The sequence below is a fragment of the Pseudomonas sp. LBUM1676 genome (assembly GCF_059695605.1).
The window spans coordinates 5600928-5626121 of record NZ_CP166777.1; the positions used below are offsets into that span (position 1 = coordinate 5600928).

A 25194-nucleotide genomic window follows, 5' to 3' on the forward strand; every position below is an offset into this window, starting at 1 on the left:
CGGCGCCCATCTCGCGATGGGCGCTTTTTTCATCCGATCAGGTTGCTGATTTATGTTCGAAAATCTACTGCAGGATCTGGGGCTCTCAGCCTTCAGCCTCAAGGGCTTCGGTCCGTTGCTGATGGAAGGCACCTGGATGACCATCAAATTATCGGTGTTGTCACTGTTGCTGGCCGTGTTGCTCGGTCTGCTCGGGGCCAGTGCCAAGCTGTCAAAAGTCAAGCTGGTGCGCATCCCCGCCCAGCTCTACACCACGCTGATCCGCGGCGTGCCGGACCTGGTGCTGATGCTGCTGATCTTCTACAGCCTGCAAACCTGGTTGACGACCTTTACCGATTTCATGGAATGGGAATATATCGAGATCAACCCGTTCAGCGCCGGGGTCATCACCCTGGGCTTCATTTATGGCGCGTATTTCACCGAAACCTTCCGTGGCGCGATCCTCGCCGTCCCCCGGGGCCAGGTTGAAGCGGCCACCGCCTATGGCCTCAAACGCGGCCAGCGTTTTCGAATCGTGGTGTTCCCGCAAATGATGCGTTTCGCCCTGCCCGGCATCGGCAACAACTGGATGGTAATGCTCAAGGCCACCGCGCTGGTCTCGATCATCGGCCTCGCCGACCTGGTCAAGGCGGCCCAGGATGCCGGTAAAAGCACCTATCAACTGTTTTACTTCCTGGTGCTCGCCGCATTGATTTACCTGCTGATCACCAGCGCCTCCAATGTCGTCCTGCGCTGGCTTGAACGTCGCTACGCCGCCGGTACCCGGGAGGCCGTACGATGATCGAACTCTTGCAGGAATACTGGAGACCCTTTCTTTATACCGACGGCTACAACATCACCGGCCTGGCCATGACCATGTGGCTGCTCAGCGCTTCGATCTTCATCGGTTTCGTGGTGTCGATCCCGTTGTCCATCGCCCGGGTTTCACCGCACTTCTACATCCGTCTGCCGGTGCAGTTCTACACCTACCTGTTCCGCGGTACGCCGCTGTATATCCAGCTGCTGATCTGCTACACCGGTATCTACAGCCTGGCCGCGGTGCGTGAGCAGCCAATACTCGATGCGTTCTTTCGTGATGCGATGAACTGCACGATCCTCGCATTCGCCTTGAACACCTGCGCCTATACCACGGAGATTTTTGCCGGGGCGATTCGCAGCATGGCCCATGGTGAGGTCGAGGCGGCCAAGGCTTACGGGCTGACCGGCTGGAAGCTGTATGCCTATGTGATCATGCCGTCGGCCCTGCGTCGCTCGTTGCCTTATTACAGCAACGAAGTGATCCTGATGCTGCACTCGACCACCGTGGCGTTCACCGCGACCATCCCGGATGTGCTGAAAGTCGCGCGGGACGCCAACTCGGCGACCTTCCTGACCTTCCAGTCGTTCGGCATCGCCGCGCTGATCTACCTGACCGTCACCTTTGCGCTGGTCGGCCTGTTCCGCCTCGCCGAACGCCGATGGCTGGCCTTTCTCGGGCCGACCCACTAGGACTCATTCGCTTCAGGAAACACAGAATGCGCCACCAGATTCATGACCTGCTGGCCCCGGTGCCGGGGACTGCACGACAGATTCACAGCTTCCACTTCGGCCCGACCTCGGCCCAAGGCAAGATCTACATCCAGGCCTCCCTGCACGCCGATGAAATGCCCGGCATGCTGGTGGCCTGGCACCTCAAGCAGCGCCTGGCGGAACTTGAAGCCGCCGGCCGCCTGCGCAGCGAAATCGTGTTGGTGCCGGTGGCCAATCCGGTCGGGCTGGAACAGGTGCTGATGGATGTGCCCCTGGGCCGCTACGAACTGGAAAGCGGGCAGAACTTCAACCGCTGGTTCGTCGATTTGAGCGAAGAAGTCGGCAATGCGATCGAGGACCAGCTCGGCGACGATCCGCAGCGCAACCTCGAACTGATCCGCGGCAGCCTGCGTGAGGCGCTGACGCGCCAGGGCGCCGCCACGCAACTGCAATCCCAGCGCCTGATTCTGCAAAGGCTGGCCTGCGATGCCGACATGGTGCTGGACCTGCATTGCGATTTCGAAGCGGTCGCGCACCTCTACACCACACCCGAGGCCTGGCCGCGGGTCGAGCCGCTGGCCCGCTACATTGGCGCCGAAGCCAGTCTGCTGGCCACCGATTCGGGCGGCCAGTCGTTCGATGAATGCTTCACCCTGCTCTGGTGGCAGCTCAAGGAGCGCTTTGGCGAACACTTCGACATTCCGCTGGGGAGCTTTTCGGTCACCGTCGAACTGCGTGGCCAGGGCGACGTCAACCACCCGCTGGCCAGCCTCGACTGCCAGGCGCTGGTGGACTATCTGATTCACTATGGCGCCATTGCCGGGGAGCCTGCGCCCCTGCCCGAACTGCCCTACCCGGCCACACCGCTGGCCGGCGTCGAACCGGTGGCCACTCCAGTCGGCGGATTGCTGGTGTTTACCGCGCTACCGGGCGAGTACCTGGAAGCCGGACAACAGGTTGCCGAAATCATTGACCCGATCCTGGACCGTGTCACCCCCGTTCATTGCGCCGCCGCCGGGCTGATGTACGCCCGCTCGCTGCGACGCATGGCTACTGCTGGCATGGTGATCGCGCACGTCGCGGGCACCGAAGCCTATCGCAGCGGCTACCTACTTTCGCCTTGAGGATGCATGCCCCATGTACAAACTGACCATCGAAGGTCTGCACAAGAGCTATGGCGACCATCATGTGCTCAAAGGCGTTTCGCTCAAGGCCAATACCGGCGACGTCATCAGCCTGATCGGCGCCAGCGGCTCGGGCAAAAGCACGTTTCTGCGCTGTATCAATTTTCTTGAACAACCCAACGAGGGCACCATGAGCCTCGATGGCCAGAACATCCGCATGGCCAAGGACCGCCACGGCATCCATGTCGCCGACGCCGATGAACTGCAACGGATCCGCACCCGCCTGGCCATGGTGTTCCAGCATTTCAACCTGTGGAGCCACATGACGGTCCTGGAAAACATCACCATGGCGCCACGCCGGGTGCTGGGTTGCAGCAAAGAGGAAGCCGAAGACCGCGCGCGGCGTTATCTGGACAAGGTCGGGCTGGCGGCGCGCGTGGCTGATCAATACCCCGCATTTCTGTCCGGCGGCCAGCAGCAACGCGTCGCGATTGCGCGCGCATTGGCCATGGAACCGGAAGTCATGCTGTTCGACGAACCGACCTCGGCACTCGACCCGGAGCTGGTGGGTGAAGTGCTCAGGGTGATCCAGGGCCTGGCCGAAGAAGGCCGGACCATGATCATGGTCACCCACGAAATGAGCTTTGCCCGCAAGGTATCGAGCCAGGTGCTGTTTCTGCATCAGGGTTTGGTCGAGGAAGAAGGCGCGCCGGAAGACGTGTTGGGCCAGCCGAAGAGTGAGCGGCTCAGACAGTTCCTCAGCGGCAACCTTAAGTAACGGTACACGAAACCTCCCTGTGGGAGCGGGCTTGCTCGCGAAGGCGGTGGCACATTCAACATCGATGTGCCTGTTACACCGCTTTCGCGAGCAAGCCCGCTCCCACAAGAACAGCGCAATTAAACTTGTCCCATTGCGCCGTGGTCACTGAAAGAAGACTTTCAGAGCGCACACGGCCGGCATGGGAACCTCCCCTGACTTCGCAAAACAGTGGTTCACCGCTCGCAGCTGGAAGCCGTTTGCCTTTCAGAAACAGGTGTGGACTGCGGTCAGGAACGGACAGTCCGGTTTGCTGCATGCCAGCACCGGTGCCGGTAAAACCTATGCCCTGTGGTTTGGTGCACTTCAGCGCTTCGCCCGCGCCGCGCCCTCTGTGGATATACCTCGCAAACGCAAACCGGTAGCCGAACCGCTGACTGTCCTGTGGATAACCCCCATGCGCGCCCTGGCTGCCGATACCGCCCGCGCGCTGGAAGCGCCGCTGCACGACTTGCAGATCCCGTGGAGCATCGGCCTGCGCACCGGTGATACCGGCAGCGCCGAACGAGCACGGCAGAGCCGGCGCCTGCCCACCACGCTGATCACCACCCCGGAAAGCCTGACCCTGATGCTGGCCCGCGCCGATGCGCAGACCGCGCTGTCGACCTTGCGCATGGTGGTGGTCGACGAATGGCACGAATTGCTCGGCAACAAGCGCGGCGTGCAACTGCAATTGGCCCTCGCCCGCCTGCGCCACTGGCATCCGCAGCTGATCGTCTGGGGCGTTTCCGCAACCCTGGGCAATCAGGCCCATGCCGAACAGGTACTCATCCCCCAAGGCGGTGGTATCAGCGTGCAGGGGCAAACATCCAAGGCGCTGCGGGTCGACACTTTGCTGCCGCCCGCCATTGAGCGATTCCCGTGGGCCGGGCACATCGGGCTGAAAATGTTGCCGCAGGTTGTTACAGAGATCGATTCCAGCCCCAGCAGCCTGGTTTTCACCAACACCCGTGCCCAATCGGAGATCTGGTATCAGGCGATATTGGAGGCGCGCCCCGATTGGGCCGGGTTGATCGCCCTGCATCACAGCTCGCTGTCCCGGGATACCCGCGACTGGGTCGAGCGGGCGCTCAAGGAAGGTCAGCTCAAAGCCGTGGTCTGCACCTCCAGCCTGGACCTTGGGGTGGACTTCCTGCCCGTCGAGCGGGTGCTGCAAATCGGCTCGGCCAAAGGCGTGGCGCGGCTGATGCAGCGCGCGGGACGTTCCGGTCATGCGCCGGGCCGGGTGTCGCGGGTGACGCTGGTGCCCACCCACAGTCTGGAATTGATCGAAGCCGCCGCGGCACAGGACGCGGTGGCGCAGCGCCGGATCGAGCCCCGCGAGTCGCCGCACAAGCCGCTGGATGTACTGGTTCAACACCTGGTCAGCATGGCATTGGGCGGCGGTTTTTTACCCGATGAGTTGTACCAGGAAGTGCGCGGGGCTTGGGCTTATCGCGACCTCACAACCGAGGACTGGACCTGGGCCCTGGCTTTCGTCCGCCACGGCGGGCTTTCCCTGACGGCCTATCCGGACTATCGCCGGGCAGAACCGGATGAGCACGGTGTGTGGCGCGTGACGGACGCGCGATTGGCCCGACGGCATCGCATGAGCATCGGCACCATCGTCAGTGATGCGAGCATCCAGCTGAAGTTCTGGAGCAAGGGCGGCGGCGGCAAGCAGTTGGGCAGTGTGGAAGAGGGCTTTATCGCCAGGCTCAAGCCCGGCGACGGCTTTCTGTTTGCCGGGCGCTTGTTGGAGTTGGTCCGGGTGGAAAACATGACCGCTTATGTCAAACGCAGCGCCACGAAAAAAGCCGCGGTGCCACGCTGGAATGGTGGGCGCATGCCGTTGTCCAGCGAGTTGGCGCACGCCGTGGTGGCGCGCTTCAGTGCAGCGGCCCAAGGCACCTTTATCGGCCCGGAAATGCAGGCCCTGCGCCCGCTACTGGAGGTACAGCAACGCTGGTCCGGATTGCCCACCGAGACCACTCTGCTGGCCGAAGTGCTGAAATCCCGCGAAGGCTGGCACCTCTTCCTCTACCCGTTTGCCGGACGCCAGGTGCATCTGGGGCTGGCGAGCCTGCTGGCCTGGCGAGTCAGCCAACGGTTGGCCGTCACGTTTTCGATAGCGGTCAACGACTATGGCCTGGAACTGCTCAGCGCCACCTGCGTCGATTGGTCCAGGCATCTGGATCCTGAACTGTTGAGCCCTGAGTATTTGTTGAAGGACGTACTCGCCAGCCTGAATGCAGGCGAATTGGCGTTGCGCCGCTTTCGGGAAATCGCGCGCATCGCCGGACTGGTGTTCGCCGGCTATCCCGGCGCGCCGAAAAGCACGCGCCAGGTGCAGGCGTCGAGCAGTTTGTTCTTTGAAGTATTCAAACAATACGACGCTGGAAATCTGCTGTTGACCCAGGCCGGGGAGGAGGTCCTGCGGGAGGAACTGGATATTCGTCGTCTCGAACAAACCCTGGAGCAGCTCAATCGATTGAAACTGGACCTGCATCAGCTCAAACGCCCGACGCCCCTGGGGTTTCCTTTACTGGTGGAGCGCATGCGCGAAAGCATGAGTTCGGAAAAACTCGCCGATCGCATCAGACGCATGGTCAGCGATCTCGAAAAATCTGCCGAAACCGGGAAAGCCTGATGAATACGCCCTATCCGGTCCGCCTAGGGGGTGAAGAACTCTGGTTGCTGCCGGAGAAGGCTGTCTATTGGCCGGCGCAACAGGCCTTGCTGATCGCCGATGTGCATTTCGGCAAGGCTGCCGCTTATCGGAGCCTCGGCCAACCGGTACCTCAGGGAACCACCGCCAGCAATATCGCCGTATTGAACGGCTTACTGGCAGCCCTGCCCTGTCGGCAGCTGATTTTTCTCGGGGACTTTCTGCACGGTCCCGGTTCTCACGCAAAATCTACGCTAAGCGCTTTACTCGAGTGGCGAGAACAGCACCGCGACCTGCCAATGACCCTGATCCGTGGCAACCACGACAAGCGCGCCGGAGACCCGCCCGCGTTACTGAACATTCGCGTGGTGCCCGAGCCTTTGCTGCTGGGGCCGTTCGCCTTGCAACACGAGCCTACCCCTCATATGAGTCGGCACGTGTTGGCCGGCCATGTGCACCCGGTCTACCGATTGAAAGGTCGAGGACGGCAAAGTCTGCGTCTGCCCTGCTTCAGGCTCGCAGATGAAATCAGTCTATTACCCGCCTTCGGCGCGTTTACCGGGGGTTATCAGGTAGAACTGGATGACAGTTGCAGGATATTCGTCATTGGCGACAACGAAATATGGCCAGTCAGCCTGTAGGCGCAAGCTTGCCCGCGAAAAACCCGAACCCGCCGAGGGTGTCAGGCTTACACATCATCGCTGACGACCACCCTGTAGGAGCGAGCTTGCTCGCGAAAAACCCGAGTCCCCCACGGGGTATCAGGCTTGCCCCATCATCGCTGACGACCACCCTGTAGGAGCGAGCTTGCTCGCGAAAAACCCGAGTTCCCCACGGGGTATCAGGCTTGCCGCGTCATCGTTGACGACCATCGTCGGAACGCCGCCCGGAGCAAGCTAGCCCCCAATGATCAAGCAACAGGCGCGGGAGGCGGCTCATCCGGCAGGGTGGGCTCGCCAGGTTCTGTCGGCTGTTCGTTGGGGGTATCGGGATCAGGCTGGCCGGGGATGCCCCCTGCCATCATTGGCGGGTGTGCCAGCAGGGACCAGGCCATCACGCCAACCTGATTGGGCTCAAGCCTTGCCAGTTCGGCACTTATTCGCGGATCGATCTTCATGGGACACTCCTGAGCAATGGCCTCGTCCGCTGTACGCGAACCGGGCAGTACACCCAATAGAGTGTCTACCCGCTCAAGAATTCCCGCTGACCGTCCGATGGACCCAATCAGGTGCGTGGCAGAGTGACGCCGCGCTGGCCCTGATACTTGCCGCCACGGTCCTTGTAGGAGACTTCGCACTCTTCGTCGGATTCGAAAAACAGCATCTGCGCCACACCTTCATTGGCGTAGATTTTCGCTGGCAAGGTGGTGGTGTTGGAGAATTCCAGGGTCACATGGCCTTCCCACTCAGGCTCGAGCGGCGTCACGTTGACGATGATGCCGCAACGGGCGTAGGTGCTTTTACCCAGACAGATGGTCAGCACGTTTCGCGGGATACGGAAAAATTCCACGGTGCGCGCCAGGGCGAAGGAGTTCGGCGGGATGATGCAGACGTCGCTCTTGACGTCGACAAAGCTCTTCTCGTCGAAGTTCTTCGGATCAACGGTCGCCGAATTGATATTGGTGAACACTTTGAATTCATCGGCGCAACGCACATCGTAGCCGTAGCTCGACACACCGTAGGAAATCACTCGCTCGGCGCCTTCGCCGCGGATCTGGCGTTCGACGAAAGGTTCGATCATTCCGTGCTCTTGCGCCATGCGGCGAATCCACTTGTCCGATTTGATGCTCATGGCGGGTGTCCTGAATAGCGAGGTGGAAAAATTCTGTCCGGCATCTTACCGGGCGCGCCGCCGGGTTCAAAGTCCGAGGCACAATTCTCGCCATCCGCCCCTTAATTTGCGGGACTTAGCCGCCATGCACTGCACCGTCAGTCACGAAAATAGAGAAACCTTCGCAAGAAACATTGGCACGTTCCGCAAAAAGGGTTAAGGTGGCGCCACTGTGCTGCTTGTGTCACTGAGAATCTCTACACGATATGTTGAATTTCGATCCAACCATCTACAAGAATTTTTCCTGCTCTTTGCACTCAGTCTCGTCCAGGGTTCTTCCTGTGTCGCAGTTATCTTTGTTCAAGGAGTTACACCATGTCTAATCGCCAAACCGGTACCGTTAAGTGGTTCAACGATGAAAAAGGCTTCGGCTTCATCACTCCACAATCCGGTGACGACCTGTTCGTTCACTTCAAAGCTATCCAATCCGACGGCTTCAAAAGCCTGAAAGAAGGCCAACAGGTTTCTTTCATCGCTACCCGCGGTCAGAAAGGCATGCAAGCTGAAGAAGTTCAAGTTATCTAACTTGTACTTGCTTTAGTAAAAAGCCCCGCCCTCAAAAGCGGGGCTTTTTTGTGCCTGTGTGTTTTTGCCGATCAATCTCATTGATTGGGCTGACGCCTTCGCGGCAAGTCCGCGAACGGCCTCGATGAACCTGATCGAAGCTTGCTCGCGAAGAACGTCAACAATGACGCGCGCAGTCTGGATGAACACGCCGCCCTGTAGGAGCAAGCTTGCTCGCGAAGGACGTTAACGATAACGCGTGCTGTCTGGATGAACGCGTCATCCTCGGGTTCTTCGCGAGCAAGCTCGCTCCTACAGGGAGCGAGGTTTACCAGGTGACGCCAAACCCTGCGGTATAGCGGGTCTTGCTAAGGTCAGCTTCATCGCTGCCGGTGATGATGTCCTTCTCGGCCTTCAGGTTCAGCGACGCCCAATCGGTCACCTTGTAGCGCAGCCCGACTTCGGCATCCAGCGCATAATCCGCCACGTTGCCCAGCGGCTTGCCCACCTCGCCATTGGTGAAGAACTCCACCTTCTTGCCGACCAGGTAGCGGTTGTAGTCCCACTTCATGGCAACAGAGTAGAAGTTGTCCTTGCCGCCATCGCTGTATTCATAGTCGGTGCGGTTGAGCAGCGAGCCCAGGGAGAATGCACCCAGCTCGTCATCCCAGAACTGGTAACCGGGACCGGTACCGACGGTGCGCTGACGGGCAAGGTCTTCGACCTTGTCACGCTTGTAGACCAGACGACCCTGCCAGAACCATTTGTCGGTCAGGAAGCGGTCGAGGGAGTACTCGCCCCGCCAGTTGTCCGTGGTGACCACGTCATCCTGGAATTCGCGGTTGTACTCGCCTTCCGCGATGTGGCGCCATCTGCCATGGCGGGCACTGGTCTTGAAGTCGACGTCGTAATCATCGGTGTCTTTTTCCGCCCGCTGATAATCCAGCGCCATGTCGACATTACCCTTCCACACCAGATCTTCGACCACCGGCTTGGGCTTGAGCATCTGCTGGATACTGGCCAGTTCCACGGTCTTGGGACCGTCGCCGTTGGCAAGGGTCACCTTGCCGTCTTCCGCGGCATGCAGGGCCTTGGCCTTCTCGCCGGTGTAGGCATCCTGTTTGACCAGCAACTGCTGATCGCTTTCCAGGGTTTTGACCTGTTTCCAGTCGATCGGGACCGCACCGGCGTATTCGGTCTGAATCAGTAATTTACCACCGTCGAACAGGGTGATCTTGCCGCTCAGCTTGTCACCGTTCTTCAACCAGACGGTATCGGCGAGCAAGGGTGTGGAAGCAGTGAAGACAGCGAGGCACAGCAGGGTTCTGGACACCATAAGCGAATACAGGCTCAAGATTGCGAAAAAAAGTCGGCATTATCCGTAGGAAAAGGACTGTGGATCCGTAGGAATAAAACCCTAGCAAGGACTGACACGACTATTTCTATTGAGTTCATTTCTCAATTGGTGATTCAGGAATTACTCTACAGACGGTAATGCGAACCTCCCCAGGAACTCCGGACGTGACCGACTCGACCGCTGAAAATGAAAGCCCGGCGCAAATCCGACGCACGGCGCTCTATCTGACCCTGGCGCAGGTGCCCGAGGGCAAAGTCGTGAGTTATGGCCAACTCGCAGAGTTGGCGGGCCTGGGGCGTGTTGCCCGCTGGGTCGGACGAACGTTGAGCCAACTGCCCGGTGACAGCAAATTACCCTGGCATCGCGTACTCGGTGCCGGCGGGCGCATCAGCCTGCCGGTGGGCAGCCCTTCGGGGGACGAACAGCGCGCGCGTTTGCGCATGGAAGGCGTCAGTATCCTGAATAATCGTGTTGATATTCAGCGCCATGGCTGGCGCCCGGTAGAGCACAGCGGTTAGAGTGCGCGCTTTGTTTCCGTAATTCTTGAGGCAGACTCCAGCCCATGCCCCGTAAAACCTGGCGCGCCGCGCTCGCCGCCTATGCCAGCCCTTCAACGCTTGTACTGTTGTTGCTTGGTTTCGCCGCCGGCCTGCCTTACATGCTGGTGTTTTCGACACTTTCGGTCTGGCTGCGTGAAGCCGGTGTGGCTCGCGAAACCATCGGCTATGCAAGCTTGATCGGTCTGGCCTACGCCTTTAAATGGGTCTGGTCACCGCTGCTCGATCAATGGCGCCTGCCGTTGCTCGGCAAGCTCGGTCGCCGACGCTCCTGGCTGGTGCTTTCCCAGGCACTGGTGATTCTCGGCCTGATCGGGATGGGTTTCTGCGACCCGCAAAAGCACTTGTCCTGGCTGATCGCTATCGCCGTGGTCGTCGCCTTCGCCTCCGCCACGCAAGACATCGCGGTCGACGCCTATCGCCTGGAAATCGCCGACGACAGCCGCCAGGCAGCGCTGGCCGCCAGCTACATGGCCGGTTACCGGATCGCCGCATTGCTGGCCACCGCTGGCGCGCTGTTCTTTGCCGAAGGCTTCGGCTCCACCGGCTTCAATTACCAGCATTCGGCCTGGGCCGGCACCTACATACTGTTCGGCGTGTTGATGGTCCCGGCGCTGCTGACCTCCTTTTTCATGCGCGAACCGCCGGTGCCCCTGCGCACCCAACTGCAAGCCGGGCGCTACAGCTTTGTGCATCAACTGGCCTCGGTCTTCGTGCTGATCGTACTGCTGGTGTCCGTACCGGCCATGTTCACCCAGCTCTACAACACCGACTTCGCCAGCGTGCTGTTCCAGGGCGAGAGCCTGCTCGACCTGCTGCTCGAAGACCGCGCCTTCCTGCGGGCAATCCTCTACATCACACTGACCGCACTGTGCCTGTCAGCCATGGGCCGCCGCGGCCTGGCACCGGTGCTGACGCCGGTCAACGACTTCATCCTGCGCTACCGCTGGCAGGCGCTGCTGCTGCTCGGGCTGATCGCCACCTACCGGATGTCCGATACGGTCATGGGCGTGATGGCCAACGTGTTCTACATCGACCAGGGCTTCACCAAGGATCAGATTGCCAGCGTCAGCAAAATCTTCGGCCTGATCATGACCCTGGTCGGCGCCGGCATGGGCGGCCTGCTGATCGTGCGTTTCGGCATCCTGCCGATCCTGTTCATCGGCGGCATCACGTCGGCCGGCACCAACCTGCTGTTCCTGATGCTCGCCGACATGGGCGCCAACCTGAACATGCTGATCGGCACCATCTCCCTGGACAACTTCAGCTCGGGCCTGGCGACTTCGGCGTTCGTCGCCTACCTGTCGAGCCTCACCAACCTCAAATTCTCCGCCACCCAGTACGCACTCCTCAGTTCGATCATGCTGCTGCTGCCACGCCTGATCGGTGGCTATTCAGGGGTGATGGTGGAGAAATTCGGTTATCACAACTTCTTCCTGATCACCGCACTCCTGGGTGTTCCGACCCTGGTATTGATCGCCGTGCACTGGTACCAGGAGAACCGCCGCGCCGGTCCGACACCGACGCCGGAGCCGGTCCCGACCCAGGTCGCGGAAGAATCGTAAGCGCCGAACACAGCAAGATCGCAGAAGGGCCGACGATTGCGCCCTTCTGCCACCCCGCCGACCGCACGCCTGTACGCCAGCAGATCTCACCCGTACAATGCCCCGTCATTTCTCGTCATCAGCAACCGACAACGGCCAACCATGCGCACCAGTCAATTTTTGCTCGCCACACAGAAAGAAACGCCTTCCGATGCCGTAGTCATCAGCCATCAGCTGATGCTGCGCGCCGGCATGATCCGCAAACTCGCCTCGGGCCTGTACACCTGGCTGCCGATGGGCTTGCGAGTGATGCGCAAGGTCGAAGCCATCGTTCGTGAAGAAATGAACGCCGCGGGCTCTCTTGAAGTGTTGATGCCGAGCACACAACCGGCTGAGCTGTGGCAGGAATCGGGTCGCTGGGAAGAATACGGCCCGGAATTGCTGCGCTTCAAGGATCGCCATGGTCGCGACTTCTGCGCCGGCCCGACCCACGAAGAAGTGATCACCGACCTGATGCGCAACGAGTTGAGCAGCTACAAGCAGCTGCCGATCAACCTGTATCAGATCCAGACCAAATTCCGTGACGAAATCCGCCCACGCTTCGGCCTGATGCGCGGCCGCGAATTCATCATGAAGGACGCCTACTCCTTCCATGCCGACCAGCCTTCGTTGCAGGTCACTTACGATCGCATGTACCAGGCGTACTGCAATGTCTTCACCCGCCTGGGCCTGAAGTTCCGTGCGGTTGAAGCCGACAACGGTTCCATTGGCGGCGCCGGTTCCCACGAGTTCCACGTGCTGGCCGAATCCGGTGAAGACGATATCGTCTTCTGCAACGGCTCCGACTACGCGGCAAACATCGAGAAAGCCGAAGCCGTGCCACGGGAAACGTCCCGTGCCGCACCTGCCGAAGAGCTGCGCCTGGTCGACACGCCGAACGCCAAGACCATCGCGCAACTGGTCGAAGGCTTCAATCTGCCGATCGAGAAGACCATCAAGACCCTGGTAGTCCACGCTGAAGAGCCGGGCAAGCTGATTGCCCTGATCATCCGTGGCGACCACGAGCTGAACGAAATCAAGGCCGCCAACCAGCCAGGCGTTGCCAGCCCGCTGGTGATGGCGTCCGAAGCCGAACTGCGCGACGCCATTGGCGCCGGTGCCGGGTCCCTTGGCCCGCTGAACCTGCCGCTGCCGATCATCATCGACCGTTCCGTCGAGCTGATGAGCGACTTCGGCATCGGCGCCAACATCGACGACAAGCACTACTTCGGCGTGAACTGGGAGCGTGACCTGCCGGTACCGACCGTGGCCGACCTGCGCAACGTCGTGGCCGGCGATCCAAGTGCGGATGGCAAGGGCGCCCTGGAAATTAAGCGCGGCATTGAAGTCGGGCACATTTTCCAGCTGGGCAACAAGTACAGCAAAGCGATGAAGTGCGAAGTGCTGGGCGAAAACGGCAAGCCGGTCACCCTGGAAATGGGCTGCTACGGCATTGGCGTGTCTCGCGTGGTGGCTGCGGCCATCGAACAGAACAACGATGCAAACGGCATTATCTGGAGCGACACCCTGGCCCCCTTCCAGGTCGCCCTGGTACCGCTGCGCTACGAAACCGAACAGGTTCGCGAAGCCACCGACAAACTGTATGCAGAACTGACTGCAGCCGGCTTCGAAGTGCTGCTGGACGACCGTGACAAGAAAACCAGCCCGGGCATCAAGTTCGCGGACATGGAGCTGATCGGCATTCCGCACCGGATCGTGGTCAGTGACCGCGGCCTCGCCGATGGCAATCTGGAATACAAGAGCCGCACCGAGCCCGAGGCGCAAGCGCTGCCGGTCGCTGAAGTGCTGTCTTTCCTCCAGGCCCGTATCCGCCGCTGACACCAGATAGAGAAGTCATGTTCAAGCGAAACACCTTAGGCCTCAGTGGTGCCGCCTTGTGCGGCGCCCTGCTGGTCAGCGGCTGTGCCAATCACATGTCGCAACGCAGCGAGCACGAGGAGCGTGTCGAGCGCAAATTGCTCGATCACAGCCTGCAGATCGATGTCGGCGAGCCCAAGGTGCTTGAGCTGCCGCAACGGCGGGTGAAAATCCACGAGCAGAAGACCTTCGAAGTCACCGAATTCGAAGTCACGCGCCACTATGATCGCTACACGCCGTACCAACCCTGGCGGGAGGTCTACGAGATTCCGCTGGGCGCGGTGGCGGTGGTGGGCGGTGTCGGCGCGAACGTGGTCAACGTGTTCGCCCTTGGCAACCTTCCAGACAGTGTCACCCGGGACTGGTTCAGCTACGGCTTCGACGGGCTCAACCCGTTCATGAACGCGCAGTCCAATGGTCGTGCGCAACAGAACCTGGCCGGTATCGACGAAGTCCAGCTGGACAAGCGCACCGAGTACTCGAGCCTGCCGTGGAGCGAGCGCCCGGTAGAGGTCAAGGCCGGCAAGGAAACCTTCCAACTGAGCACCGACAAGAACGGCATTTTGCGCCTGAACTTGTTGGACAGCCCGTTCGCCGAACATGACATCAATCATCTGAGCCGACTGCTGATCACTGTCGCAGACGCCCAGGACGACGTGCACTCCGACTCGTCCCTGGCGGTCAGCAGTGGATTGCGCGGCAAACTGCTCGAAGCCCATGGGCTGATTTACGACGACCTCGAAGACGACGAAGTGAGCCAGTGGGTACACCGGGTCAAGCGTCTGTCGGAATTGGGCCTGGAAGAAGAAGCCACGGAGCTGGAGCAGAGCCTGATCGAGCTGACTCGCAACGATCCGGAGTTACAGACCGAATTCCTCAAGTCGTTGACCAGGGATGCCGGGCGACTGGTGGCGGATCCGGGGCCGAATTAAGAGCAAAAGCTTCGTCGGAACGCCGCCCGGAGCCGGCTCGCTCCCACAAGGAACCGCGTTCTAATCAGAAAGGATGCGGGCAAATGTGGGAGCGAGCCTGCTCGCGAAGGCGGCCTCACATTCACCGCTACACGAAAACTGCCACTACCGCTCAAACAACTCCATCTGCTCAAACCCACCGCGCAAATCCTCCAGCCTGACCCCGATCCCCAACAACCGCACCGGCTTGCCGCCGCGATTGAACGCCTGGGTCAGCAACAACTGATAACTCTGAAGATCCCGCCCTGCCCCGGCCTGCTCCAGCGTGGTCTGGGTAAAGTCATGGAATTTCACTTTGACGAACGGCTTGCCCGGCCGATAACTGCTGTCGATCCGCGCCATGCGTCCGGCCAAGGTCTCCAGCAGTTCGGGCAGTTTATCCAGGCAGCTCACCAGATCCGGCAGATCCTCGTCATAGGTGTTTTCGACACTGATCGACTGTCGACGACTATCGTTATGCACCAGACGCTCATCGATCCCACGGGCCAGGCTCCAGAGTCGCTCGCCAAAGCTGCCGAATTCCCGCACCAGCGCCAACTTGTCCCATTCGCGCAAATGCGAGCAGTCGACAATACCGAGCCTGCCCAGCTTGTCTGCCGTCACCTTGCCTACGCCGTGCAACTTGCTCACGGGCAAACCACTGACGAAGTCCTCGACCTGATCCGGCGTGATGACGAACAAGCCGTTGGGCTTCTTCCAGTCGCTGGCGATCTTGGCGAGAAACTTGTTCGGCGCCACGCCGGCCGAGACGGTGATGTGCAACTGATTGGATACCCGGCGCCGGATGTCCTGGGCAATGCGCGTGGCGCTACCACCGAAATGCGCGCAATCCGACACATCGAGGTAGGCCTCATCCAGGGAAAGCGGCTCGATCAAGTCAGTGTAATCGCGAAAGATCGTGTGAATTTCCTTCGACGCTTCTCTATAGGCGTCCATGCGCGGCTTGACGATGGTCAGGTCCGGGCACAGTTTCAAGGCATGCCCCGACGACATGGCCGAACGCACGCCATACGCCCGCGCTTCGTAATTGCAGGTAGCGATCACCCCTCGCCGCTCCGCCGCCCCGCCCACTGCCAGAGGCTTGCCGGCCAGGCGGGGGTCGTCGCGCATCTCGATCGCGGCGTAGAAACAGTCACAATCGACGTGAATGATTTTTCGCTGGGTCATATAAAAGCGGTATTCATGGCGAAGAAATGGAGTCATGGCCTGCCGGACAGGCAGTATCTCACTGACACCTGTATATAGCACCAGTACTGGGAATGTTCTTTTCCATACGTAGGACAAGTACCGGGTGAATTTAATTTCTCTATCGAACAACCCCCTCCAATAGAGCTGCAGGCCTTGCCACATCGGCCTTACAGGCTTCCCGACCCACCCTCATGGAGAGCTAAGCGATTGACCATTAACAGGTTTTTTCAGGATTAGGGTTGACACACCCGCCATCCGCTGTAGAATGCCGACACACAGACGCGGGATGGAGCAGTCTGGTAGCTCGTCGGGCTCATAACCCGAAGGTCGTCGGTTCAAATCCGGCTCCCGCAACCAAACATCAAGAAAGGCTACTCGAAAGAGTGGCCTTTTTTGTGCGCGTCTATTTTGTGCAGGTGCAGCGCTCACCATTGGTAACGCAGAAAAGAGAAATCGTTCTGATTCCTGAACTTAGCTCTCCCCTGCCGCGTTTTGCCATTCATTTGCACTTATTTGACCAGGTTCAGGATTAACGGTTGACACACCGCCGTTCGCCTGTAGAATGCCGCCACACAGACGCGGGATGGAGCAGTCTGGTAGCTCGTCGGGCTCATAACCCGAAGGTCGTCGGTTCAAATCCGGCTCCCGCAACCAAACATCAAAAAAGGCTACTCGAAAGAGTGGCCTTTTTTGTGTCCGTTGAAAAAGCCCTTCGCAACCTTGATCTATCATCGTCCAGCACACCTGTTCGGGCCTCGAGTGCGCTAACGCCAAACTATGCTCGATCGCACATCGCCGGATCCCGGTGAGAGGGATCAATATTTGTAACTATTTTTTTCCACAGGGATTGGTAACTTGGCTGGATACCCCCATCCTGTCGCGCACAATCCAAGAGGTGATTGATGCGCGCCAACTCGTCTGATCCACAAGACACCGTCACAAAGACAATCAAGGCCGAGCGTCTGCGCTTGCTCGATCTGGTCAGTAAATACCGTCACCCCATAGGTCTGGCGGTCACCCTGCTATTGTTCGCTATCGCGCTGATCGCCTGTCGTCACCTGTTGAGCGAACTCGATCTGTACGCGCTGCACGACTCGATTCTCGAAGTACCGAAACCGGCGCTGCTCGGCGCGCTGGCTGCGACCCTGGTCGGCTTTATCATCTTGCTGGGCTATGAATGGTCGGCCAGTCGTTATGCCGGCGTGACCTTGGCGCCGCGCATCCTCGCCCTGGGCGGGTTCACCGCGTTCGCCATCGGCAATGCAATCGGTCTGTCGATGCTCTCGGGAGGCTCGGTTCGCTACCGTTTATATGCACGTCATGGCCTGGGGGCTTCGGAAGTCGCCCACATGACGCTGTTTGCCAGCCTTTCGCTGGGCTGTGCGCTGCCGCCGCTCGCGGCGCTCGCCACTCTCAGTGATCTGCCTGCCGCTGCCGCCGCCCTGGGTCTGTCCGAGACCTTGCTCGGCGCGGTCGCTGCCGCCGTGCTGCTGCTCTTTACGGTGCTGGCCATCGGCATCTACCGTCGTCGCCTGCCGGAACAGCCTTACCCGGACAATCTGCTGGTCAAGGTCGGTCGCCGCACCTTGCGCCTGCCAGGGCGTCGCCTGACCTTCCTGCAATTGCTCATCACCGCTCTGGACGTGGCTGCCGCCGCGACCGTGCTCTATCTGTTGCTACCGCAAGCGCCGCCGTTCGGCGCTTTCCTGCTGGTGTACCTGCTGGCCCTGGCCGCGGGGGTGCTCAGCCACGTTCCCGGCGGAGTCGGGGTGTTCGAGGCGATTCTCCTGGCGGCCTTCGCCGACAAGCTCGGCGCCGCGCCGCTGGCTGCTGCGCTGCTGCTCTATCGCCTGATCTATGTGGTGTTGCCGTTGCTGGTGGCCTGTCTGCTGCTGCTGATCAATGAAGGGCAGCGACTGTTCCAGACACGTCAGACCCTGCGTGCCGCGTCCGGCCTGGCCGCACCGATTCTGGCGGTGCTGGTGTTCCTGTCCGGCGTGGTGCTGCTGTTCTCCGGTGTGACGCCGGAAATCGATACGCGCCTGGAGCACATCGGTTTTCTGATTCCGCATCGACTGGTCGACGCCTCGCACTTCGGCGCCAGCCTGGTCGGCGTGCTTTGCCTGCTGCTGGCTCAAGGTCTGCGCCGACGCCTGTCGGCGGCGTGGATGCTCACCACCATTCTGTTGCTGGTGGGCGCCCTGCTCTCGCTGCTCAAGGGTTTCGACTGGGAAGAAGCCTGCCTGATGACGCTGACCGCGAGCCTGCTGGGGGTTTTCCGCAGCTCGTTCTATCGCCCCAGCCGCCTGACCGAACTGCCCTTCTCGCCGCTGTACCTGGTGTCCAGCCTGTGCGTGCTCGGTGCGTCGATCTGGCTGCTGCTGTTCGCCTATCAGGACGTTCCCTACAGCCATCAACTCTGGTGGCAGTTCACCCTCGACGCCGATGCCCCCCGTGGCTTGCGCTCGCTGCTCGGCGCCACCGTCCTGCTGCTGGTGGTGTCCCTGACCTGGCTGCTGCGCACCGCACGCCCGGTGATCCATCTACCGACCACCGAAGAGCTGGACCGCGCGGTAAAGATCCTCATGGCCTCGGCCCAACCGGATGGCGGCCTGGCCCTGACCGGTGACAAGGCGCTGCTGTTTCACCCCAACGACGAAGCGTTCCTGATGTACGCGCGCCGCGGTCGCAGCCTGGTGGCTCTGTATGACCCGATCGGCCCGGCCCAGCAACGGGCCGAGATGATCTGGCAGTTCCGTGACCTGTGTGACCTCCACCACGCCCGCCCCGTGTTCTATCAAGTGCGCGCCGAAAATTTGCCGTACTACATGGACATCGGCCTGACCGCGATCAAGCTTGGCGAAGAAGCCCGGGTCGATCTGCAGCGCTTCGATCTCGAGGCCAAGGGCAAAGAGATGAAGGACCTGCGCTACACCTGGAACCGCGGCACCCGCGATGGCCTGTCGCTGGAGATCCATGAGCCGGGGCAAGCGCCCATGGATGAACTCAAGGTGATTTCCGATGCCTGGCTGACCGGCAAGAACGTGCGCGAGAAAGGCTTCTCCCTCGGCCGTTTCAGCGATGACTACCTCAAGCATTTCCGCATCGCGGTGATTCGTTTCGAAGGGCGCCCGGTGGCCTTCGCCAACCTGCTTGAGACCTACAGCCATGACCTGGCCAGCCTCGACCTGATGCGCGCGCACCCGGACGCTCCGAAGCTGACCATGGAGTTCATGATGGTCGGCCTGATCCAACATTATAAAAATCATGGATACGCGCGCTTCAGCCTGGGCATGGTGCCGTTGTCGGGGTTGCAACCCCGTCGTGGCGCACCGCTGACCCAGCGCCTGGGCTCGATGGTGTTCCGCCGTGGTGAGCAGCTCTACAACTTCCAAGGCTTGCGCCGCTTCAAAGACAAGTTCCAGCCTGACTGGGAACCCCGTTATATGGCCGTGCCCGCCGGACTCGATCCGCTGGTTGCCCTGGCCGACACTGCCGCCCTGATTGCGGGTGGCTTGACTGGATTGGTGAAACGCTGATGATTCAACGCTCCCTGCGGTATGTACTGGCCACACTGGTAGTGCTGGCCCTGATTCTCGGTGGCGGTTACTGGTACCTGAAACGCCCGGCACCCGAACCGACCCTCGAACAGCTGACGCCGGCCGACGGTGCGGCGATGACTCGAGTCATCCCCGGCAACACACCGCGCGCCCAGGTGCTGGTGGCGGTCAACGCTGAGCAGAAACTGAGCGATAAACAACTGCTGACCCTGAGCCGCAGCGGCTCGGCGCAGATCGTCCAGGTGATCCTGCCCAAAGACTGCCTGCTGCAAAGCCGTGCCCTGCAATCGGGCCTGAGGGCACTGAACGGCCCGGCGACCCTGGTCAGCGGCATCGGCCCCGGTGCCGTGCTGGCATGGCGCTGGCTGTCCGAGCAGAAGAACGATAAAGCCCAGGCCGTGTCGGTGGACCTGGCCCTGGAAAAACCCGGCTGCACCCACCTGCTGCCAAAAAGTGCCGCCCATGGTCACTGGCTGGCGGCCTGGAACGACAACCCGGACGACACCAGCGCCGGCTTCGTGCGTGACCAACCCAATGCCGAAACCCGCATCAGCGACTACGACATCAGCCTGCCGCAAGTGCTGAACAACGAACTGCGCAAACTCCTGGTCGGTGGCGACAAAGCCGCCGGCGGCCTGCAGATCCCGGTGGTCGAAGTCCCGGCCGGCCAGGCCCGGGACACGGTCACCCTGTTCCTCTCCGGTGACGGCGGCTGGCGCGACCTGGACCGCGACGTGGCGGGCGAGATGGCCAAGATCGGCTACCCGGTGGTCGGCATCGACACCCTGCGCTACTACTGGCAGCACAAGAGCCCCGAGCAAAGCGCCCTCGACCTGGCCGAACTGATGCAGCATTACCGGCAGAAATGGGGCACCAAGCGCTTCATCCTGACTGGCTACTCGTTCGGTGCCGACGTATTGCCGGCGATCTACAACCGCCTGGAGCCTGCGGAGCAACAACGGGTCGATGCGATCATCCTACTGGCCTTCGCCCGCACCGGCAGCTTCGAAATCGAAGTCGAAGGCTGGCTCGGCAATGCAGGCAAGGAAGCCGCCACTGGGCCGGAAATGGCCAAGCTGCCGCCGGAGAAAGTGGTGTGCATTTATGGTGAGGAAGAAGTCGATGAGAGTGGCTGTACTGACAAGACGGCCGTCGGTGAGGCGATGAAACTGCCTGGTGGGCATCACTTTGATGAGAACTACCCGGCTCTGGCTCAGCGGTTGGTGGATGTGATCGAGAAGCGCCAGGCGAAGGAAACGGCGCTGTAGGAGCAAGCTTGCTCGCGATGGACGTCAACGATAACGCATTCATCCTGGATGAACGTGTTGCTCTCGAGTCCTTCGCGAGCAAGCTCGCTCCTACAGGTGATCAGGCGCCCCGGCCACAAAAAAGCCCCCGCTGCCTTCACGGCAACGGGGGCTTTTTGATGAGGGTTACATTTCGACCTGGGTACCCAACTCAATCACCCGGTTCAACGGCAGATTAAAAAACCGCAAATTGCCATTGGCGTTCTGCAACATAAAGGCGAACAGCGCCTCGCGCCAGCGGGCCATGCCTTCGAGCTTGGAGGCGATGACCGTCTCGCGGCTAAGGAAGTAGGTGGTGCGCATCGGGCTGAAGTCCAGGTCATCGAGATGACACAGCTTCAGCGCTTGCGGTACGTCCGGCTCATCGATGAAGCCAAAGTGCAGGATCACCCGGAAGAACCCTTCACCGTGGGATTCAACTTCAAAGCGTCGCGTCGGCGGCACTCGCGGAATGTCTTCGTAGACCACCGTCAGCAGCACCACTTGCTCGTGCAACACCTGGTTATGCAGCAGGTTGTGCAACAACGCGTGGGGCACGGCGTCCGGACGCGCGGTGAGGAACACGGCGGTGCCCTGGACGCGATGGGGCGGTTGGACGGCGATGCTGCTGATGAAGATCGGCAGCGGCAATCCGCCCTCGTCGATTCGATCGACCAGCAGTTGCTTGCCGCGCTTCCAGGTAGTCATCAGCACGAACAGCACAATACCGGCGATCACCGGGAATGCCCCGCCCTGAACGATTTTCGGTACGTTGGCGGCGAAGTACAGGCCGTCCACCAACAGGAAGCCGAGCAACACCGGCACCGCGAGGATCGGTGGCCATTTCCACAACAGCAACATCACCGCCGACACCAGGATGGTGGTCATCAACATGGTGCCGGTCACCGCGACACCGTAGGCCGAGGCCAGGGCGCCGGAGGATTCGAAGCCCAGCACCAGCAGGATCACGCCGACCATCAGCGACCAGTTTACCGCGCCGATATAGATCTGACCCTGTTCGGCACTGGAGGTGTGCTGGATGTGCATGCGCGGAATATAGCCAAGCTGGATCGCCTGGCGAGTCAGGGAGAACGCCCCGGAGATTACCGCCTGGGAAGCGATGACCGTCGCCATGGTCGACAGGCCGACCAACGGGATCAGGGCCCAGCTTGGCGCCAGCAGGTAGAACGGATTGCGCGCGGCTTCCGGATCACCAAGCAACAGCGCCCCCTGGCCGAAGTAGTTCAGCACCAGTGCCGGCAACACCAGGATGAACCACGCGCGGGCAATCGGCTTGCGACCGAAGTGGCCCATGTCGGCGTATAGCGCTTCGGCACCGGTCAGCGCCAGCACCACCGCACCGAGAATCGCCACGCCCATGCCCGGGTGCACGATGAAGAAACGCACGCCCCACACCGGGTTCATCGCCTGCAACACTTCCGGATGCTGCAGGATGCCATAGACACCCAGCGCCCCCAGCACCACGAACCAGGTGACCATGATCGGACCGAACAGGATGCCGATGCGTGCGGTGCCGTGGCGTTGAATCAGGAACAACGCCACCAGCACGATCAACGACAGTGGCACCACCCAATGATCGATGCCCTCGAACGCCAGCCCCAGCCCTTCAATGGCCGAGAGCACGGAAATCGCCGGGGTGATCATGCTGTCGCCATAGAACAGCGCCGCGCCGATCAACCCGCAGACCACCAGCAAGGTACGCAACCGGGCATGCCCCGCGGCCGCCCGCCGCGCCAGCGCGGTCAAGGCCATGATCCCGCCTTCACCCTGGTTGTCGGCGCGCAGGACAAACATCATGTATTTGATCGAGACCACCCAGATCAGCGACCAGAAGATCAGTGCCAGAATCCCCAGCACCCCGTCATGGGTGACGGGCACCCCATAGCCACCGGAAAACACTTCTTTGAGGGTGTACAGCGGGCTCGTGCCGATATCGCCGTAAACCACTCCGACCGCCGCGACCAGCATGCCGATCGGCTTGGCCGCCGAATGCTCGGCACCCGCCGCCTGACTACTTGCCTGACCCATCCACCACTCCTACATCCAGACCAGAATCGCTTGGGAAAAAACACTATGCTTTGCCGCGCAGCATGCGCTGTTTTACTTACTGTTACAGACGTTTTGTTGACTACAGGAAATCGGCAAGGTGTAACGGCGCGAAGCATAGCGCAGCACTCGTCGTATTTCGCTGCATAAAGCTGGTCAAGTGCGCTCCCCATCGCTAGAATTGCGCACTTTTTGATCAGAGGCGCACCCAAGCGCCCGTCTGTCGCCTTGCCGTCTTCGGCTGGAGGCGCTACCCCATACCGAGGTTAGACATGTCCACCACTCCTGCGCCAGCCAATCCAAAGGTTGGTTTCGTATCCCTGGGTTGCCCAAAAGCACTGGTCGACTCCGAGCGCATCCTTACCCAGCTGCGCATGGAAGGCTATGACGTCGTGTCCACCTATCAGGACGCCGATGTCGTGGTGGTCAACACCTGCGGCTTTATCGATTCGGCCAAGGCCGAGTCCCTGGAAGTGATCGGCGAAGCCATCAAGGAAAACGGCAAGGTCATCGTGACTGGCTGCATGGGCGTCGAAGAAGGCAACATTCGCAAGATTCACCCAAGCGTGCTGGCCGTGACCGGTCCGCAGCAGTACGAGCAGGTGGTCAACGCCGTGCACGACGCCGTGCCGCCGCGCCAGGATCACAACCCGCTGATCGACCTGGTGCCGCCGCAAGGCATCAAGCTGACCCCGCGTCACTACGCCTACCTGAAGATTTCCGAAGGCTGCAACCACAGCTGCAGCTTCTGCATCATTCCGTCGATGCGCGGCAAACTGGTCAGCCGTCCGGTCGGTGATGTATTGGACGAGGCCCAGCGCCTGGTCAAGGCCGGCGTCAAAGAGCTGTTGGTGATCTCGCAAGACACCAGCGCCTACGGCGTCGACGTGAAATACCGCACCGGTTTCTGGAACGGCGCGCCGGTGAAAACCCGCATGACCGAACTCTGCGAAGCCTTGAGCACCCTCGGCGTCTGGGTGCGCTTGCACTACGTTTACCCGTACCCGCACGTCGACGAGCTGATCCCGCTGATGGCCGCCGGGAAAATCCTGCCGTACCTGGACATCCCGTTCCAGCACGCCAGCCCGAAAGTGCTCAAAGCGATGAAACGCCCGGCCTTCGAAGACAAGACCCTGGCCCGCATCAAGAACTGGCGCGAGATCTGCCCGGACCTCATCATCCGGTCGACCTTCATCGTCGGCTTCCCTGGCGAAACCGAAGAAGACTTCCAGTACCTGCTGAACTGGCTGACCGAAGCCCAGCTCGACCGTGTCGGCTGCTTCCAGTACTCGCCGGTCGATGGCGCACCGGCCAACGACCTGGATCTGGACATCGTGCCGGACGACGTCAAGCAAGACCGTTGGGATCGCTTCATGGCGCACCAGCAGGCCATCAGCTCGGCCCGCCTGCAAATGCGCGTCGGCCGTGAAATCGAAGTGCTGGTCGATGAAGTCGACGAGCAAGGCGCGGTCGGCCGCTGCTTCTTCGATGCCCCGGAAATCGACGGTAACGTGTTCATCGACAACGGCAGCAACCTGAAGCCGGGCGACAAGGTCTGGTGCAAAGTGACTGACGCCGACGAGTACGATCTGTGGGCCGAACAGATCTAAACTAAAAAAATACCCATAGCCCCGCTCTCTTGATGAGATGCGGGGCTTTTTTACGTCTATCGTTTGCGGGAGAAAGGACTCGCACGATCAACCGCCAAAAGGGGCATTCGGCCATGCGCCAACATTCGGTCATCCATACGCCGAAACAGAGCGACTACAAAGAACTGACGCAGGTCTGGGAAGCCTCGGTGCGCGCCACCCATGACTTTCTGCCGCAGAGTTACATCGAACTGCTGAAGAACCTGGTGCTGACCCGCTACCTCGACGCGGTGATGCTGATCTGCACCAAGGACTCGCGCCAGCGCATCACCGGGTTTGCCGGGGTGGCGGCGGGCAAGATCGAAATGCTCTTCATCGACCCGACGCATCGAGGCCAGGGCCTGGGCAAACAGCTGTTGCGTTATGCCATGGAACACTTGAATGCTTACGAACTGGACGTCAACGAGCAGAACCCGCAAGCCCTGGGGTTCTACTTCAAGCAGGGGTTCGAAGTGATTGGCCGCTCGGAAGTCGATGGCATGGGGCAGCCCTATCCATTGCTGCACATGCGTTTGCGCCAGAACCAGCAGCGCTCACAACATGCCTGACACACCATACCCCCCCTGTGGGAGCTGGCCTGCCAGCGATGCAGACGCTACGGTTTGTCAGATAAACCGAGTTGATGCAATCGCTGGCAGGCCAGCTCCCACAGGAAATGCAACCGCAT

General features: G+C 60.7%; 20 protein-coding genes and 2 tRNA genes. 17 read left to right on the forward strand and 5 right to left on the reverse strand.

All coding sequences use genetic code 11. The features are described 5' to 3' along the window. Positions 1 to 52 precede the first annotated feature (52 nt). The 6 genes from ACA041_RS25870 (at position 53) to pdeM (ending at position 6738) form a co-directional block, all read left to right on the forward strand. Positions 53 to 781 carry an ABC transporter permease gene (locus ACA041_RS25870; protein WP_497438429.1) on the forward strand — a complete coding sequence of 243 codons (729 nt, stop codon included), beginning with the start codon at positions 53 to 55 and terminating at the stop codon, positions 779 to 781. Next, positions 778 to 1488, forward strand: a complete 711-nt coding sequence (locus ACA041_RS25875) for an ABC transporter permease (RefSeq protein WP_497438430.1) — start codon at positions 778 to 780, stop codon at positions 1486 to 1488. Before ACA041_RS25870 ends, ACA041_RS25875 begins: the two co-directional genes overlap by 4 nt. Positions 1489 to 1514: 26 nt before the next feature. Then, the gene (locus ACA041_RS25880) at positions 1515 to 2633 is read left to right on the forward strand and encodes a succinylglutamate desuccinylase/aspartoacylase family protein (RefSeq protein ID WP_497438431.1); all 1119 of its coding nucleotides are present in this window, start codon (positions 1515 to 1517) and stop codon (positions 2631 to 2633) included. Positions 2634 to 2646: 13 nt separating this feature from the next. Beyond that, positions 2647 to 3411: an ABC transporter ATP-binding protein gene (locus ACA041_RS25885; RefSeq protein WP_497438432.1), complete on the forward strand. Its 765-nt coding sequence runs from the start codon at positions 2647 to 2649 to the stop codon at positions 3409 to 3411. A 181-nt stretch (positions 3412 to 3592) separates the two neighbouring features. Continuing rightward, positions 3593 to 6079 carry a ligase-associated DNA damage response DEXH box helicase gene (locus tag ACA041_RS25890; protein WP_497438433.1) on the forward strand — a complete coding sequence of 829 codons (2487 nt, stop codon included), beginning with the start codon at positions 3593 to 3595 and terminating at the stop codon, positions 6077 to 6079. After that, positions 6079 to 6738, forward strand: coding sequence for a ligase-associated DNA damage response endonuclease PdeM (gene pdeM, locus ACA041_RS25895; protein WP_497438434.1), 660 nt, complete (start codon positions 6079 to 6081; stop codon positions 6736 to 6738). Before ACA041_RS25890 ends, pdeM begins: the two co-directional genes overlap by 1 nt. A gap of 269 nt (positions 6739 to 7007) precedes the next feature. Here the strand turns inward: pdeM and ACA041_RS25900 are convergent, their stop codons facing one another. Together ACA041_RS25900 and dcd are read right to left on the reverse strand one after the other, a co-directional pair. Further along, positions 7008 to 7214, reverse strand: a complete 207-nt coding sequence (locus ACA041_RS25900) for a hypothetical protein (RefSeq protein ID WP_497438435.1) — start codon at positions 7212 to 7214, stop codon at positions 7008 to 7010. A 107-nt stretch (positions 7215 to 7321) separates the two neighbouring features. After that, positions 7322 to 7888 (reverse strand): dCTP deaminase, encoded by a 567-nt coding sequence (gene dcd, locus ACA041_RS25905; RefSeq protein WP_497438436.1) that lies wholly within the window; start codon positions 7886 to 7888, stop codon positions 7322 to 7324. Positions 7889 to 8242: 354 nt separating this feature from the next. On the opposite strand from dcd, the gene ACA041_RS25910 reads away from it, so the two are divergent. Beyond that, complete coding sequence (locus tag ACA041_RS25910) at positions 8243 to 8452, forward strand: cold-shock protein (RefSeq protein ID WP_002554837.1); 210 nt, start codon at positions 8243 to 8245, stop codon at positions 8450 to 8452. A gap of 307 nt (positions 8453 to 8759) precedes the next feature. Here the strand turns inward: ACA041_RS25910 and ACA041_RS25915 are convergent, their stop codons facing one another. After that, entirely contained in the window at positions 8760 to 9767 is a 1008-nt protein-coding gene (locus ACA041_RS25915; RefSeq protein WP_497438437.1) for a DUF481 domain-containing protein, read from the reverse strand. Positions 9768 to 9925: 158 nt separating this feature from the next. On the opposite strand from ACA041_RS25915, the gene ACA041_RS25920 reads away from it, so the two are divergent. The 4 genes from ACA041_RS25920 to ACA041_RS25935 all read left to right on the forward strand — a co-directional run bounded on the left by ACA041_RS25920 (position 9926) and on the right by ACA041_RS25935 (position 14738). Continuing rightward, positions 9926 to 10306: an MGMT family protein gene (locus ACA041_RS25920; protein ID WP_497438438.1), complete on the forward strand. Its 381-nt coding sequence runs from the start codon at positions 9926 to 9928 to the stop codon at positions 10304 to 10306. 44 nt (positions 10307 to 10350) lie between these two features. Then, positions 10351 to 11910: an AmpG family muropeptide MFS transporter gene (locus tag ACA041_RS25925; RefSeq protein ID WP_497438439.1), complete on the forward strand. Its 1560-nt coding sequence runs from the start codon at positions 10351 to 10353 to the stop codon at positions 11908 to 11910. A 141-nt stretch (positions 11911 to 12051) separates the two neighbouring features. Then, entirely contained in the window at positions 12052 to 13767 is a 1716-nt protein-coding gene (locus ACA041_RS25930) for a proline--tRNA ligase (RefSeq protein ID WP_497438440.1), read from the forward strand. Positions 13768 to 13784: 17 nt separating this feature from the next. After that, entirely contained in the window at positions 13785 to 14738 is a 954-nt protein-coding gene (locus ACA041_RS25935; protein WP_497438441.1) for a hypothetical protein, read from the forward strand. 144 nt (positions 14739 to 14882) lie between these two features. On the opposite strand, the gene dinB is transcribed toward ACA041_RS25935, so the two are convergent. Next, on the reverse strand, positions 14883 to 15944 hold the full coding sequence (dinB, locus tag ACA041_RS25940; RefSeq protein ID WP_497442171.1) for a DNA polymerase IV: 1062 nt from the start codon (positions 15942 to 15944) through the stop codon (positions 14883 to 14885). A gap of 301 nt (positions 15945 to 16245) precedes the next feature. On the opposite strand from dinB, the gene ACA041_RS25945 reads away from it, so the two are divergent. From ACA041_RS25945 to ACA041_RS25960, 4 genes are all read left to right on the forward strand, one after another. Then, positions 16246 to 16322, forward strand: a tRNA-Met gene (locus ACA041_RS25945). Between the two features lie 220 nt (positions 16323 to 16542). After that, positions 16543 to 16619 (forward strand) — tRNA-Met (locus ACA041_RS25950). Between the two features lie 248 nt (positions 16620 to 16867). Continuing rightward, a complete protein-coding gene (gene mprF, locus ACA041_RS25955) occupies positions 16868 to 19504 on the forward strand; it encodes a bifunctional lysylphosphatidylglycerol flippase/synthetase MprF (RefSeq protein WP_497438442.1) in 2637 nt (878 codons plus the stop codon). Further along, the gene (locus ACA041_RS25960) at positions 19504 to 20793 is read left to right on the forward strand and encodes a virulence factor family protein (RefSeq protein ID WP_497438443.1); all 1290 of its coding nucleotides are present in this window, start codon (positions 19504 to 19506) and stop codon (positions 20791 to 20793) included. Before mprF ends, ACA041_RS25960 begins: the two co-directional genes overlap by 1 nt. A 165-nt stretch (positions 20794 to 20958) precedes the next feature. On the opposite strand, the gene ACA041_RS25965 is transcribed toward ACA041_RS25960, so the two are convergent. After that, positions 20959 to 22860 (reverse strand): potassium transporter Kup, encoded by a 1902-nt coding sequence (locus tag ACA041_RS25965; protein WP_497438444.1) that lies wholly within the window; start codon positions 22858 to 22860, stop codon positions 20959 to 20961. A 290-nt stretch (positions 22861 to 23150) separates the two neighbouring features. On the opposite strand from ACA041_RS25965, the gene rimO reads away from it, so the two are divergent. Beyond that, on the forward strand, positions 23151 to 24488 hold the full coding sequence (gene rimO, locus ACA041_RS25970; protein WP_449644962.1) for a 30S ribosomal protein S12 methylthiotransferase RimO: 1338 nt from the start codon (positions 23151 to 23153) through the stop codon (positions 24486 to 24488). Positions 24489 to 24601: 113 nt separating this feature from the next. Next, positions 24602 to 25075, forward strand: coding sequence for an acetyltransferase (locus ACA041_RS25975; protein ID WP_497438445.1), 474 nt, complete (start codon positions 24602 to 24604; stop codon positions 25073 to 25075). Positions 25076 to 25194: the final 119 nt, after the last annotated feature.